Source organism: Candidatus Schmidhempelia bombi str. Bimp, assembly GCF_000471645.3.
GTDB classification, from domain to species: domain Bacteria; phylum Pseudomonadota; class Gammaproteobacteria; order Enterobacterales; family Orbaceae; genus Utexia; species Utexia bombi.
The window spans coordinates 1-15828 of sequence record NZ_AWGA01000056.1 but is presented as its reverse complement, the minus strand read 5'-3'; the positions used below and the strand labels follow the sequence as shown (position 1 = coordinate 15828).

The following is a 15828-nucleotide window of genomic DNA, read 5'->3' as shown; positions in this document are numbered from 1 at the left end:
TATTAAACCTCATCTGATTTTACTGTGACTAAAATATCGTCTGGCGTGACGTGTTGTTGATTAGTGGTAATAATATATTGACAATCGGATAAATTAGTTAACACAACCGGTGTAATAAGCGGACAATTTTTCTGTCTTATCTTTTCGGCATCAAAACTGATAAGCAGATCGCCTTTCTTAACGGTCTGATCTAAAGCAACATGGTAAGTAAAAACCGAATCAGTAAGTTTAACCGTATCAATACCGACATGGATAAGTATCTCAATGCCATCATTAGATAATAAACCAATAGCATGTTTTGATTGTTCAAACACTAGTTTAACCTGACCATCAAAAGGCGCATAAACATGGTTATCGGTTGGTTCAATTGCGATCCCTTCCCCCATCAATTTTTCAGCAAATACCGGATCAGGCACATCAGCCAAAGGGATCACCTTTCCTTGCAGTGGACTATAAATAGTTGATTCGACTGGTGGATTATGGGTGATATCGTCGTTATTTCCGGAATCGGTCGTGGCTAATATATCGTCGTCTTTTTCGCCCGTACCTAATATTTTCATAAGGATAACCGGTAGAATTAGTGCAACTAATATGCCAATTAAAATGCCAATAAATGAACCAATATGAGCATGATTAATACCATTAACCATTGTTAGTGGTCCTGGCAATCCAGCATAAGCATAGTAATAGGGATTAAAAAAGCTGGCAACTATAGCGCCAACCATTCCCGAAACACAACCATAAATAAATGGTTGTTTAAAACGTAAATTTACCCCATAAATAGCGGGTTCAGTAATACCGAATAACCCCGTCATAAAGGCGGATATAGACACCTTTTTCATTTCACTATTTTTGGTTTTTAAGTAGAAACCTATTACCGCGCCAACTTGCCCAGTTACAGCAATAGATTGATAGACTTGGAACGAGTCCTTACCAAAGTGTTCAAAGTTGGACATAATAACGGGGGTAATTCCCCAATGAACCCCAAAAATAACCAATACTTGCCATAAACCACCAATAATGGCACTTGCAACAAATGGTACATATTTCACTAACCAATTATAACCAAAAGCAATATTTTTTGCGGCTAATGAAGATAGTGGTCCAATAAATAAAATGGTAAGAGGGACCATAACGACAATGCAAATAAAAGGCATAATTATGGGTTTAATCACATCATTTAATCGCGGTTCAAGGAAGTGCTCTAAATAAGAAAGTATCCACACTAAAAACAAGGGGGGTAAGACGGATGATGTATAAGTGGTTTGTGATAGACTAATGCCTAAAAATTCGATAGTTTTACCTTCACCAATTATATTTACCATTTCTGTCCATTGTGGAGACACTAACGCACAACAGCAAGCAACAGCCACAAATAAGTTACATTTAAAATGGTTAGAGGCAGTAATAGCAATAAAAATAGGTAAAAAAATGAACGGCGCCCACGATATAAAACTTAATACTTGATGTGTTCCTGTTTGTTCAAAAGTGGGAAAGCCAGTACGTACTAAAATTAAACATCCTTGCAAAATACCTGCGGCGGCTAAAACATAAATAAATGGAGCAAATACCGCTGACATCGTTGCAATAACACGATTTAGCACTGACTCTGTTGATGGCTGATGGCTGATGGTTGATTTTCCGACTAAAGAGCAAAAAGCTTGATACACTTCGCCTACATGCGTACCAATCACAATCTGTAACTGCCCTCCTTTTTCAACCACAGCGATGACCCCTGGTAATGCTGATATCTTTTGTTTGGCATCTTCAGGCTGATCTTTAATCACCAACCTTAAACGAGTTGCACAGCGAGCAATATTCACAATATGCTCTTTACCACCAAGCGACTGCAAAATATCAGTTGCCAATTTTTTATAATTTCTGATTTCTTTTGCCATTTGAATATAAACTCCATAAATATTTTTCCTTGAGTATATATGAAACAGCGTTACATTGTTTGGATAATTATGTTTGTTTGTGATCCTGATCAAGTTATTTTCATCGGCAGAAATTTAGAACAACAGTAATAAAACGTCTTATTAAAATCAATTAGTTATATATCATTGTGGAATGGAAAAACATATATAAAACACACGACGTAAATCAATTTTTATTAACTACATATAAGCATTTATATCATTTATCTTTATTTTAACATAGACACACTTATGCTCTCGTTAGTCCTAATTAGGCATTGAATTACTATTGCTCTTTTCCAATCGTAATCCATTCCTACCTACATGTACTAAATAGTCAAGGTATGCAGCAAGGATTAAAGATAAAGCCATATCACCCCTGCACTTACTCGGACATTAACATTACGCCCAACAGGCAATAGCAATAAAGTTCAAACAACAAGCATGATAACGAAAGGGGGGCTAAAAACCGACGACACTCATATATCGTGCTATCGCTCTTTGCACTATTGAATAAAAGCAGTCTTAATCTTTCTCTTTACTATCCTGTATTGACTGGATAATAACTGGCGATTTTTATCCCTATCATACAGATAAAAAGTGCTTGGATTACCAAACACTATTAATACCGTCCAACCATTAAATTGCCATGATAGAATTAATTAGGCAGCTCATAGTCATCTTATAAAGGATAGTACTGCTATTTGCTAAAATTAATATTTTCTAAATTGAATACTATTTTTTAGCCCTTGAGGTAAAAATTGTAATAAATAGTGATTGATTGCCTTTTCATGACGTTGCCAAATAATGCCAATAAAAATAATAAATAAACCTATTAACGTTAACACAAGAGGAAAGAGTAAACTATCTTCAAATACATCATAGGCAAGATGCGCCAAGTACCCAGTTATGCCTAAAGCGCCAAAAACAACAAAGACTTTCCTAGCTATTGTTGCCCCAATTAATATCATCAATAAATTAATACAGCAATAGCAGAATTTAGCTAACTCACTGTCTGAATACATAGAACTTAACGCGCCCCAGAAAGTAATTACACCTGACAAATAAAGCCAAAACGAAAAATCTTTAACGGTTTTATTTTTCAGATCAATAACAAAAGCAATGCCAGTAATAAATAAACCAAACAGTAGTGATACATATTCTCGAATGGTCGAATAATTAGCATAGTCAAACCCTTCTCTTAAATAACCCAATAAATCGAATAGATAAAGGGTTAGATCCAAACTCATACACCACAGTGCAGAAGCTAATGGTAAAAATAAAAAGGGAAATCGGTATCGATAGATCAAGCAAATCGACACAACTATAGTGGCTATCTCCATGATTAACCGGCATAAAATGTTATGTTGATAATAATTTTGGTAAAAGTAGTCCGTATCCCAAAAACCGATCACCTGCTCTAACGCATATACGGCTAAAGGTGTTAATACCGTTACTAATGTAATTAAAACAGTTGCAGGAATCACTAAATCATAACGCCGTAATAAAAACTCACCTAAGCTAAATGCGATGATGGCATAAATAACACAGATACATAATAAGCCAATGCCACCTAATCGCTCCCAACCTAAATTCATAAACAACGACATAGCCCCTATCGCTATCATGCCGCCTAAATAATATAGTACATGGGTCAATTTAAAAGTGGGTAAATTCTTATTTTGTGCTTGCCAAAATGCCCATAACTGTTCTGCTTGGGTAGTTGTTACTATTTTTTGCTCTACCGCAGAAACCAATTGTTTATATGTGATTTTCATCTAATTTATATTCCCGTATGTTTTTTGCACTATTATTATAAATATAACAATACCAGAAACGAGTTATAATAATGGTCAATTTAAAGTCTCTCCCCTATAAAAAATACGTTAACACTATAAAAATGTATTGAGTAGCATCCGGCGAAACGGAACTAAACGCGCTAAGCCTGAAAGTAACATATGGTTATAATTAAAGCGTTAAGCAATATCAACGATAATAGTATCATGGTTACTTTTATATCAGTGAACAGACTCCATTTCTCGCTTTTTAGGCATGAATAACGGCTGAAATTTGGGATAAATAGACGTATTATCATTACTTTAAACAATATTACCAGAACAAAAGATGATTTTTCTTGTACCACCAACCTTAATCTCGTTAAGATAATCACCTTATCCACTTTTACGCTCATTCGTTAATTAATCGACAATATGATATGGGCTTACCGTTGGTTAGATAAGTCTATTATATGAATGACAAAAACTAGAATAGGGTTAGGCTATGCAAAAAACAGATATAAGTACACTAATAGAATTACTTAAAGTGATGAAACAACTACGCCATCCTACCGCGGGTTGTGAGTGGGACCGCCGCCAAACATTTGAGACGCTTATTCCCTATACACTGGAAGAGACTTACGAAGTATTTGACGCGATTAAACGCAAAGATATTGAACAATTAAAAAATGAATTAGGGGATTTATTATACCAAATTATTTTCTATGCTGAGATAGCTGACGAACAACATCAATTCAACTTTTATGATATCTGTGCTGCGATAAAACAGAAATTGATTCGTCGTCATCCCACTATTTTTCATCCTCAGCTATCATCGTCAACCGCAATAAAATGGGAACAACAAAAACATCAAGAACGTATGGCTAAAAACCAACATTCAGTATTAGATGATATACCACTCACCTTGCCAGCGTTAATGCGAGCTGAGAAAATACAAACACGTTGTGCCTCAGTAGGATTTGATTGGACGCAGATAGCCCCCGTTATTGATAAAGTAAAAGAAGAGTTACAGGAAGTCATGGAGGAAATAAATCAGCCAAACATCGATCAAGAAAAACTAACCGAAGAAGTTGGAGACTTATTATTTGCGACGGTCAATTTATCACGTCATTTAGGACAAAAAGCAGAAACCACCTTGCAGCAAGCGAATCAGAAATTTGAACAACGATTCAGACAACTTGAAACAATGATAACACGCCAATATGGTAATCTACAAAATGCCACATTAGAACAGATGGAAGACGCTTGGCAACAGATAAAACTAATGGAAAAAATCGAAAAAGATCAGAAAGGGTGTTAATCATTTGCAAAATTATAGATTAAATCGAACAATACCCCTTATAATTTGTTGCTCAGCAACAAAGATAAAAACAGTAATCCAACACCAATAAATGAAATAGGTAAACGATAATGGCTACGGCAAAAAATGAATTATTTGAAGAAATCAACGCGTGGGCAACCAATGCAGTTTTTAATAGCCCAACGTGGAGTATTAATCAATTGGACTACTCGGAAAAAAGTATTAGTGCCGTTGAGCTTATTATTGATGAAATGTCGACTAAAAATCATGAAATTTCAGAAGAGCAGCTAGACATGATTACTCAGGAATATGGTTGTTATATGTTAATGACTGCGCACCGCCTTTATGGCGGCGAATTTTACTGGAATAACCAATTTGAACAACCTATGCTTATTGTAGGTGAACCTGAGGCCTGTATTGCGTTACTCACTTGGAACAAAGTAAAAGGACGATTACTTGGCGATAAAGCGGATCATCTGGCGTACTTTTTTGAACAATTTGGGGGCGATGCCAAAGCCATAGAATCAGGTAAACAGGTTGTCTATATTTAATCGTCAATAACCTATTTGCCAATGGAAGGCAAATAGGACAAATAACCAATACAAATCGCTTGCTCAAGGATGACCATGAAATTAAAACGCGTGGAAATAAAGGGATTCCGTGGAATTCATCAACTTACATTAGACATTGATCCTAAACAAATGGTAATAATTGGTGAGAATACTTGGGGTAAATCTAGTTTACTAAGTGCATTAACGTTACTCTCCCCCTCACCGTTACCCTATCAATTTACCCAATCTGATTTTTATTCGACGCAGGCAACAGACAATATTGCTGCAGCACAAATAGACATTATTTTTATTTTTAGTGAAAACAAAGCGCAACCATACGATAACAATGCATTTTATCCGCTACACGAAGTAATAACCACCGATGAGCATGGTAATAAGCAGATTATCTATCAAATTCATGGCTACACCAATACCTCAGGGACAATTATCACCGAACACCATTTTCTGAATAATCAACGAAAACGTTATGCAACGATTACCAATACGCCAGCGCTTATCGCCCATCTTACCACTTTGCGCCCCATATTACGCTTAAAAAATCCACAGACAGACACCTCTTATTTACCCGCTACACCAGCGACCGCTAAACTCCCTATCGACGCCATATTGGTACAATTTAAACAAGATGATATTGTCAATAATCAACAACAGCTTGAACAAGGTCTACATGCTGCTTATTTATTATTAGACTATTATCTGATCGATAAACAGCGGCAAAATAGGCAACCTTGTAGCATGATACCTTCAGTGGGCGTTACCTCATCGGATTGGGCAATACTCAACCGCTTTAATCATTTTTTAGAGACACATCAAGAAATCAGCGTTATGTTATTACGCATATTCATTGAATTATTCAATGCTGCTGGTCATGATCACCTCTCCCCTGAGGCAGCGCCTATATTCTTGCTAGAAGAGCCAGAAAGCCAATTACATCCCATCTTATTTTCGATTGCCATTCATTTATTAAATAAGCTACCGATACAGCAGATTATTACCACTAATTCAAGTGATATATTATCCCTATGTGAATTGGAAACTATCTATCGCTTAATTCGTTACCCCCATTATATTGCCGCTTACCATTTATCCGATCATATCTTGAATCCTAGCGATAGCAGAAGAATTAAATTCCACCTATTACATCGTTATCCATCGGCACTTTTTGCACGAACTTGGCTATGCGTGGAAGGGGAGACAGAAGTCTGGTTATTAAGTGAACTGGCTAAACAAGCTGGCTATGATTTTAACTCAGAAGGCATAAAAATTATTGAATTTGTACAATGTGGACTTAAGCCATTAATTAAATTTGCCAATTTAATGGGGATTCAATGGCACGTTCTTACCGACGGGGATAATGCGGGTAAAAATTACGTTGACACCGTTAAAACACTATTACCAACATCAGCCGCTATCACCGAACATTTAACGGTATTACCAGCAAAAGACATTGAAAATTTTCTCTTTCACCATGGTTTTAGTCATATTTACAAAATGGCCGCATTTGGAACTACTGAATATGTCGACTTATCGATATCGCAAATTATACAAAAAGCAATACACAAAACATCTAAACCTGACTTAGCGGTTGCGGTAGGTGAAGACACCGAACAACGCGGTAATCAAACCATACCAACCCTATTTAAACAGTTATTTGCTAAGGTCTTAAAATTAAGTCACGCCACAAATAACGGTGTATTAGATTAAGCCAATAATATAAAAATACAACGATTCGATATGACGAGAGACATGCATTGATTTAACAATGATTACAAGCCATAGCCATAACATATCAGTCATTGAACGATGGCAAAATAAGTAGTAAATCATGTATTTGCTCACAGAATCCTAATTTTCTTCTGTCACAAAATGTGACATTGTGTTAGACTACTGTCCCGTCTGATAAATTAAAGTATGCACATCAGTGCGACATTTTTCTTCTCAATTTTAATCGGTTTATTATGGTCACAAATTATATTTTTGTTACAGGCGGCGTTGTTTCATCGCTAGGTAAAGGTATTGCGGCAGCGTCACTGGCTGCGATTTTAGAAGCGCGTGGTTTAAAAGTGACCATGCTAAAATTAGATCCTTACATTAATGTGGATCCAGGAACAATGAGTCCAATTCAACACGGCGAAGTTTTTGTGACCGAAGACGGTGCAGAAACCGATCTTGATCTTGGACACTATGAGCGTTTTATAAGAACAAAAATGACGCGTAAAAATAATTTTACCACTGGGCGCATTTACTCAGATGTCTTAAGAAAAGAGCGCCGTGGTGATTATTTAGGAGCAACGGTGCAAGTTATCCCACATATTACGAATGCAATTAAAGATCGCGTAATTGAAGGTGCTAAAGGCTTTGATGTCGCCATCGTTGAAATTGGTGGTACCGTGGGTGATATTGAATCGCTTCCTTTTTTAGAAGCAATTCGTCAATTAGCCGTAGACGTGGGACGAGAACACACCCTATTCATGCACTTAACGTTAGTGCCATATCTAGCGGCTTCTGGTGAAGTTAAAACCAAACCAACACAGCATTCAGTAAAAGAACTACTATCTATTGGTATTCAGCCTGATATTTTAATCTGTCGTTCGGATCGCATTGTGCCAGCGAATGAACGCGCTAAAATAGCCTTATTCTGTAATGTACCAGAAAAAGCAGTGATCTCATTAAAAGACGTTGACTCCATTTACAAAATTCCAGCCTTATTAAAATCACAAGGATTAGACAGTTACGTTTGTTCTCGTTTTCATCTTGAATGCCCAGAAGCAGATCTTTCAGAATGGGAACAAGTGATTTACGAAGAAGCTAACCCAGTAGGTGAAGTTACCATAGGTATGGTGGGCAAATACATTGAATTACCTGATGCTTACAAATCTGTTAATGAAGCATTAAAACATGGTGGTTTAAAAAATCGCATTACGGTTCATATTCGTTATATTGACTCTGAAGATGTAGAAGCACGTGGAGCCGAAGTACTACAAGGTTTAGATGGTATTTTAATTCCTGGTGGTTTTGGTTATCGAGGTGTGGAAGGTAAAATTTTAGCGGCTCGTTATGCTCGTGAAAATAATGTCCCTTATTTAGGTATCTGTTTAGGAATGCAAGTCGCATTAATTGAATATGCGCGTAATGTCGCCGGTATGACAGGCGCTAACTCAACCGAATTTGTTCAAGATACACCAAACCCAGTTGTCGGACTTATTACTGAGTGGAGCGATAACGACGGCAATGTTGAACGACGCAGTGAAAACAGCGATTTAGGTGGTACGATGCGATTAGGTGGGCAGATTTGTCATCTTGAACCAGATTCATTAGTTCACGGCATGTATAAAAAAGACGCCATTGTTGAACGTCATCGACATCGTTATGAAGTCAACAACCACTTATTACCAAAAATTATTGAAGCAGGGTTAAAAGTAACTGGCTTATCAACGGATAGAAAATTGGTTGAGATTATTGAAAATCCTAATCACCCATGGTTTGTGGCTTGCCAATTCCATCCTGAATTTACATCTACTCCGCGCGATGGCCATCCACTATTTAGTAGTTTTATTAAAGCTGCTAGAGAGTATGAACAGCGTTGTAAAAGCTAATGAAGAATTATTATTAATTTTACTATGTCATAAAAGAGGAAAAAAACATGGCAAAGATCGTTAAAGTTTTAGGTCGTGAAGTAATTGACTCACGTGGTAACCCAACTGTTGAAGCTGAAGTACACTTAGCTGGTGGATATGTTGGTATGGCTATTGTCCCATCAGGTGCTTCAACAGGCTCACGTGAAGCATTAGAATTGCGTGATGGTGATAAATCACGTTTTTTAGGTAAAGGCGTATTAAAAGCCGTTGCCAATGTAAATGGTCCAATTGCTCAGGCCTTAGTCGGTAAAGATGCGACTAATCAGGCTGAAATCGATCAAATCATGCTTGATCTTGATGGAACTGATTTTAAATCCAACTTAGGGGCTAATGCGATTTTAGCGGTATCATTAGCTAATGCTAAAGCGGCAGCAGCGGCTAAAGGTCTTCCTCTCTACAAACATATTTCTGAGCTTAACCATACGCCAGATACATACTCTATGCCACTTCCAATGATGAATATCATCAATGGTGGTGAACATGCAGATAATAACATTGATTTACAAGAATTTATGATCCAACCAGTTGGTGCTAAAAGTGTGAAAGAAGCTATCCGTATGGGCGCGGAAATCTTCCACAACTTAGCGAAAGTACTACACGCAAAAGGTATGGCAACATCTGTGGGTGATGAAGGTGGTTTTGCACCAAACTTAAAATCAAATGCTGATGCATTAGTATGTATCGAAGAAGCCGTAACCAATGCGGGTTATAAGTTAGGTCAAGATGTCGTTCTTGCATTAGATTGTGCGGCTTCTGAGTTCTATAACAAAGAAACGGGTAAATATGAATTAAAAGGTGAAGGTCGTTCATTTACTTCACAAGAATTTGCTCACTACTTAGAACAATTAACCAAAGACTATCCAATTGTCTCTATTGAAGACGGTTTAGATGAAAGTGACTGGGAAGGTTGGGCATATTTAACTAAATTACTTGGCGATAAAGTTCAATTAGTGGGTGATGATCTTTTTGTAACGAATACAAAAATCTTCAAACAAGGGATTGAAAAAGGCATTGCTAACTCAATTTTAATCAAATTTAACCAAATCGGCTCCCTAACTGAAACCATTGCAGCGGTTAAAATGGCGAAAGACGCAGGTTATACGGCGGTCATTTCCCATCGTAGTGGTGAAACAGAAGATGCAACGATTGCTGATTTAGCTGTTGGACTTGCAGCCGGACAAATCAAAACAGGTTCTATGAGCCGTTCAGACCGTATGGCTAAATACAACCAACTAATCCGTATTGAAGAAGCATTAGGGGCAACTAAAGCGCCTTTCAATGGTTTAAAAGAAATTAAAGGTCAAGGTAAATAATTTCTTTTATAGATATATGTGATAAAAACCCCGTATTAACGGGGTTTTTTATTATCAATTAAACCACAATATTTATCGAGATCACTCCTTAATAAAACGTAACCAATGACACTATTTATAATCATTAATAAGTTATATTATAAAATTTTATTCATCAATTAGTTATTTATAACAAAATCGATGGCGACTTATTACATCTATACGCTGTAAAAACAGTATCCCTTCCTTTCTCCCCTTTTTTATTTTAATTATGTTTAACTTATTAACCTTATTGTAGGAAAGTAATTCGTCAAAAAGGAGACTGATATAAAACAACCAATGTTCATTCTAAAATAAGAGATAAATTTGTAACTATTCTATTCACCCTTATCTAGGTGGGTAGCCATATCTACCGATAGATTATCAACCGTTGAAGAGGTCAATTATCCTTTATATAAAATCAGCATTGGTATTGAATAACTATTACTATAAACAGATTAGCCAATTGACTTAACAGTTAAGTAATGATAATTTAACAATTTTTAAAATTAATTAATAGATAAATAACGATTTCATATTTCTAACTAAAATAGAGACACTTTCGATTTTATCTCTGCTTGGGTTATTTTATAAGCTAACTTAACTCGGTTAGCTAAGATAACTAATTATAAATAAAGATAATATTTTTCCTTTTTAAGGAAAACTTAGGATAAAACAGCGTATGACAATCGCAAGACAAATCGTTACTTATAAATAACGGGAAATAAAATCATAAAACTTATATTAACAATATAACCACTATTATATTAAATAGTGGTAATAAAAATAATTATAGAAATATAACATTCTTACTAATCCATATTGGATTTTTTAGATAGAACACTTATTGTATAGCTGTTCTATTTTTACTTTAAATACACAAAGATGTAGAGTCAATATAATGGAAAAGCAGTTACTAACCCTATTAGATAATGAAAATAGCCAGCAACAATATCGCTATTTATTACTTGATACACTAACTAGTGTCAGTGAAATAGACCTTATAACAATAAACAATATTAAAGAAATATTGGGAGAAGAAGCGGTTACGACGGTAATTAGACCCGAATTAGCCCATGATTTAGCGTCTTGTCCAAAATTAATCACCCTTGCTAAACCACAGCAATCCCTACAAAAAAGATTATTACATTTTAGCGTGATTGAAGCAAAAGCGGAGATATTACAAAGTAAACGTTATGTTTGTGGTTGGTTAGTCAGCACATTACCCCCAGACGTAATAGCTGAACAAATCGTTAATATTGGTCGTTTTATTGCAAAGCAATGCCAAATGAGCTTTATCCCATTTTACGAACCATTCCGTTTAGAACTATTACAAGAAAGTAATCGCATATGTCCAGAATGGTTGGCAGAAGCACTAAATTGTTTCACTTATTACTGTTATCCTACGGTTGAACGTACGGTTAATGTAATAGAAAATATTAATTATAAAATGGATTCATTTAATATCTTCTTAGTAGAAGAAGCCAAGTTTTATCAGAAAGAGATAAAATCAATTTATGCATTATATATTGCTTGGCATGATCTTACTGAACACTCAGCCCAAGCACATCATAAAACGCTATACGATATTGCCGCAATCTATTACCAATCATATCAGTTAGGACTAACGGCGATAAATGATCGACATATTTATACTTTAATGTCACTGCGTTACGGTAAATTAACCCAAAATGCGCAGCTAAAGACAGCGATCGAGACAGCGAGGTCAGAACCAGGCACGCTATCTGAACAATTCAAACAACTAGATAAACGGGTATTTCAAGGATTGACTAAATAAGCTTTTATTTATTTTAACATGAATTAAAACAAGAAAAACAACAAGGAAAAAACAAGTAATGACCTTAACAGATGAACAAAAACAACAAGAACTAGAAGACGTACTGATTTATGAACAGGCAGAAAAAAGCTCAGCCTTAGCCCAAGGTGGTTGCGGGGTATGTAAACGAAAGGGCTTCCCGATATTTTTAGTGCGAAAAGCAGTGATACCTGAAAAGTTTAAAGGCATTGACTGGTCAAAAGACACCTGCTCATTAGGTGAGCGAGAGCCGTCAGTTGGTTTAAAGAGCCATAAGTATGTTTATCGCACCCTAAGAAAAGGGTATGTCTATATTTTGGCCCAAAATAAAGCAGGAGTGTGGGAGTATATTGGTTATGAAGTCACACCATCAGGTGCATTAAGGCATAAAACCATCCACGATATGAAAGAGCGCAATATCAAAGAGATACCGAGCGAATGCCATAAAGGCGCTCACCATATCAACGGCGCAGCGATAACCATTGACACCAGTATCTATCAGGGAGACGCCTATATCGCCTACACCCGCCGAGCTTGGTCAAAAGCGACGCGAGACTACTACATTAACCTAGCGCAGCAGACAAGTCATCAAGGGCAGACGTCAGCGCATAGCGATGTAGGTCATGAGCTAAAACGATTTAGCAAAATCCGCTTAACGCAGCGCCACGACCAAAAACCAGAGGAGCTAAGCCCAGAAGGGCGCAGTTTTAGCTTTAGTGATTTTGATAAAAATAAAGAATTATTAGAGCTAGCATGTACCGCGAAAGAAATCGGGCATGTAAGAGCACAAGATGATGTTAAAACATACAACTTTAGCCAATACCTATTTACCAGCCAGCACCCATTTAATAGTTTAAAGTTAGAGGAATCAGACAAAAACTATAAACAATGTCAGACGGTGCTACAAGAAATGAAAAACTACGCGACGTTAGTCTTAGAAGATTCGTTTGGGGTGGCAGAGGAGTTATCCTATCAACGACAACTAACAATAGAGCCGATAACGCAACTCATAGCAGGCAGTGAAGCGCGGTATGCAGAGTTAATGAACGATGCCTATAACCGCGAACTGTTAGGGACCGAGAATGTCAACGACGCCTTAGTGGAAGTCATTGAGCGCTATCGGCAACAACATCCAGATGAAGCGGAAATTATCTATGATCGCAAGCAGCCTATAACCGAACAACAAAAGAAAAACGGGTTTTGGGGTGAATATCAAGAGCAGGTGGTAGTGGATAACCATTTTCTAGATAAAAAACACTATGAACTGTATGGAAACATACTACGCGCTGAGATACCCAGCGACTATTTTAATGAAAAAAGGCTACATATAAGAAAAACCCTATCGTATATTGAACAATATAAAAATGAATTAAAATACAGTTATGAGGTCAATAGCCAAGACCAAATCGTCTACACTTATACCGTTATCTCCGAGTCGATACGTGATCATAAATGTCTGCCAAAAGACGCCGATAAAAACAGCTGTCTGGAAGTGAGCCTCACGCGTGAGGAGGAAAAAAAGGCCCTAGCGATAGTAGAAGCGCAAGAGCGCAAAAATACCTATGAAACGTTTAGCATAACAAATTTAAAAGCCTACCGAGCACCTAACACCGCCAGACAACAAGCGGAAGCGGAATTCAACAAAAAGTGGCAGCCTTATGAATCACAATTACAGCATCGACGCATTAAAAATTTTCAGGCGCAGGAGGCCGAAGAGTATGAAAAACTATGTTGCGCCATCGAAGAGCACTCCATGGACTATTTTCATTATCTGACGTGGTTATTTGGTCATAAAGCGCAGCGCTCGCACTACACGCCGCCGGAGATAACCGATTACAACCGCATAGCGTTCTGGCGTATAGAGTGTGATACCAATGGTTCAAATAACCACGTAGGGTATTTAACCGACTTTATCAAAATCGTTGATTTTAGCTGCTTAGGTAATATCCGCCTCCCATATCAATATGGTATTTGGGATATACTACTGAGCGATGAACAGAGCGCCTATTTTCATATTATTGGCAACCACGCTGACAGCTTCTGGCAACAATTACTAAAGCTAAGATTAGCGCAGCTTGACACTGAGCAAGAAGAGGAGAGTACGATAGACCAACTTCAGGGGCTAAGCGCCAGACCGGACCAAACCGAACAGCTACTAAAACAGTTAGAAGCGTCAGAAAGCTTAGACAGCCTCTTCTTTTGGGAAAAAGGGCGATTAATGCTACAACTCTCGCAGCAACTTATAAGCAAAATGCTAGAAGGAATAGGGCAAAAATCACTTAATGACAGTCTTATCGCCCCGGGCTTAATCCAGCACCATTTATCGCAGTCCACCTTTGTGATTGATGGCAAACTGATTTGCCCAGTGAGGCTAACTCAGATACCGGTGGGAGAGTTACCGACTATTATTGAATACTTCACCCCAGCCATGCAGATGACGCAAAACCAAAAAGAGAGTCCCGGGCCAAATCCCGACAAACTCATAAAAATAGATTGGACGCTGATTAATGCGAGCTCGCGTATAGTGGATTTATATGGAAAATTAAAAAAAATAGCGACGCCAGAAAGTATCAAAAGCTTTAATGAGTTTAAACAGATGATAAAACTGTTATTAAGCCAATGTAGCCACGCCTCACTGATAGAGAATACGCTAATGGTGGCATTTTGTGATATAAAGTGGAAAGAAGTCAAACGAGAGATAATAAAAGGTGCCAGAAACAGTTATGCTAATGGATTATTACAATTTGACTCGACAAAAATCAAACTAGATTCAACGCAATCATCAAAACTGGCCTACATCAAAGGGATAGAAGTCTTTGTTCAAGGGGTACAATTAGGGTGCACCTTTATTAGTTATCATGACAACCGACAAAAACTTGAGACATTTGGGCTAGGACAAACGGTAAAAGATGAACTCAATAGAGAGCTGGCGATAGGGATGGGGTATTTAGTCTCCAACGCCATCGTCCTATTCAATATGTTGCTAGAGCTTACCAATAACGCCTTACCCGATGTGCTACGTAAAATGATTCAAACCAGACAAAGTTTAAGTAAAAACGTCAACAACGTTTTAGTCACCTCATCTTGGTTAGGGTCAGTGATGGGGGTGATGGCCAGTATAGTAACGATGATTGAAGGAATAAACATCCTTCGCAAAGGATTACACAAAAAAAAGGGTGGCAGTGAACTGGCTTATATCTATATTATTGGTGGCGGCTTACAAATTGTTGCTGGCAGCTTAGCGTTAATACAGGGCTTAGGCTTACTGGCTTTTCTAGGACCGATAGGAATAGGGCTCTACTTTTTATCCCTGATAGCGGGTATTGTAAGCGGCTTTATCTTATGGAAATTTGAAGACAAATCAGACAGTTGGGATGCGTTACAGATATGGTTAAACCGCTGCTTAGTGGGTAACTGGACCCACCACGACAAAGGGCTACCTTACCCGCCTAGTTTTTC

9 protein-coding genes are annotated in these 15828 nt (G+C 37.3%); 7 read left to right on the top strand and 2 right to left on the bottom strand.

Annotated features, from left to right (window positions below; genetic code table 11):
* Positions 1-2: 2 nt before the first annotated feature.
* Together O970_RS05610 and O970_RS05605 are read right to left on the bottom strand one after the other, a co-directional pair.
* Complete coding sequence (locus O970_RS05610) at positions 3-1898, bottom strand: glucose PTS transporter subunit IIA (RefSeq protein WP_024496157.1); 1896 nt, start codon at positions 1896-1898, stop codon at positions 3-5.
* Positions 1899-2629: 731 nt separating this feature from the next.
* Positions 2630-3694: a hypothetical protein gene (locus tag O970_RS05605; RefSeq protein WP_024496156.1), complete on the bottom strand. Its 1065-nt coding sequence runs from the start codon at positions 3692-3694 to the stop codon at positions 2630-2632.
* Between the two features lie 502 nt (positions 3695-4196).
* On the opposite strand from O970_RS05605, the gene mazG reads away from it, so the two are divergent.
* The 7 genes from mazG to O970_RS05570 all read left to right on the top strand — a co-directional run.
* A complete protein-coding gene (gene mazG, locus O970_RS05600; protein WP_036562803.1) occupies positions 4197-5012 on the top strand; it encodes a nucleoside triphosphate pyrophosphohydrolase in 816 nt (271 codons plus the stop codon).
* A gap of 110 nt (positions 5013-5122) precedes the next feature.
* Complete coding sequence (locus O970_RS05595; protein ID WP_024496154.1) at positions 5123-5563, top strand: hypothetical protein; 441 nt, start codon at positions 5123-5125, stop codon at positions 5561-5563.
* 75 nt (positions 5564-5638) lie between these two features.
* On the top strand, positions 5639-7288 hold the full coding sequence (locus tag O970_RS05590; protein WP_024496153.1) for a DUF2813 domain-containing protein: 1650 nt from the start codon (positions 5639-5641) through the stop codon (positions 7286-7288).
* Positions 7289-7542: 254 nt separating this feature from the next.
* A complete protein-coding gene (pyrG, locus tag O970_RS05585) occupies positions 7543-9180 on the top strand; it encodes a glutamine hydrolyzing CTP synthase (RefSeq protein WP_024496152.1) in 1638 nt (545 codons plus the stop codon).
* Positions 9181-9227: 47 nt separating this feature from the next.
* Complete coding sequence (eno, locus tag O970_RS05580) at positions 9228-10535, top strand: phosphopyruvate hydratase (protein WP_024496151.1); 1308 nt, start codon at positions 9228-9230, stop codon at positions 10533-10535.
* Positions 10536-11454: 919 nt separating this feature from the next.
* A complete protein-coding gene (locus tag O970_RS05575; RefSeq protein WP_024496150.1) occupies positions 11455-12351 on the top strand; it encodes an STAS domain-containing protein in 897 nt (298 codons plus the stop codon).
* A gap of 58 nt (positions 12352-12409) precedes the next feature.
* Positions 12410-15828, top strand: a 3419-nt coding sequence (locus O970_RS05570) for a toxin VasX (protein ID WP_036562799.1), incomplete at its 3' end; no start/stop codon positions are given.

Excerpts from the sequence above, each read along its gene's own strand:
- O970_RS05610 (WP_024496157.1), bottom strand. The coding sequence starts at position 1,898 with ATGGCAAAAGAAATCAGAAATTATAAAAAATTGGCAACTGATATTTTG.
- O970_RS05605 (WP_024496156.1), bottom strand. The coding sequence starts at position 3,694 with ATGAAAATCACATATAAACAATTGGTTTCTGCGGTAGAGCAAAAAATA.
- mazG (WP_036562803.1), top strand. The coding sequence starts at position 4,197 with ATGCAAAAAACAGATATAAGTACACTAATAGAATTACTTAAAGTGATG.
- O970_RS05595 (WP_024496154.1), top strand. The coding sequence starts at position 5,123 with ATGGCTACGGCAAAAAATGAATTATTTGAAGAAATCAACGCGTGGGCA.
- O970_RS05590 (WP_024496153.1), top strand. The coding sequence starts at position 5,639 with ATGAAATTAAAACGCGTGGAAATAAAGGGATTCCGTGGAATTCATCAA.
- pyrG (WP_024496152.1), top strand. The coding sequence starts at position 7,543 with ATGGTCACAAATTATATTTTTGTTACAGGCGGCGTTGTTTCATCGCTA.
- eno (WP_024496151.1), top strand. The coding sequence starts at position 9,228 with ATGGCAAAGATCGTTAAAGTTTTAGGTCGTGAAGTAATTGACTCACGT.
- O970_RS05575 (WP_024496150.1), top strand. The coding sequence starts at position 11,455 with ATGGAAAAGCAGTTACTAACCCTATTAGATAATGAAAATAGCCAGCAA.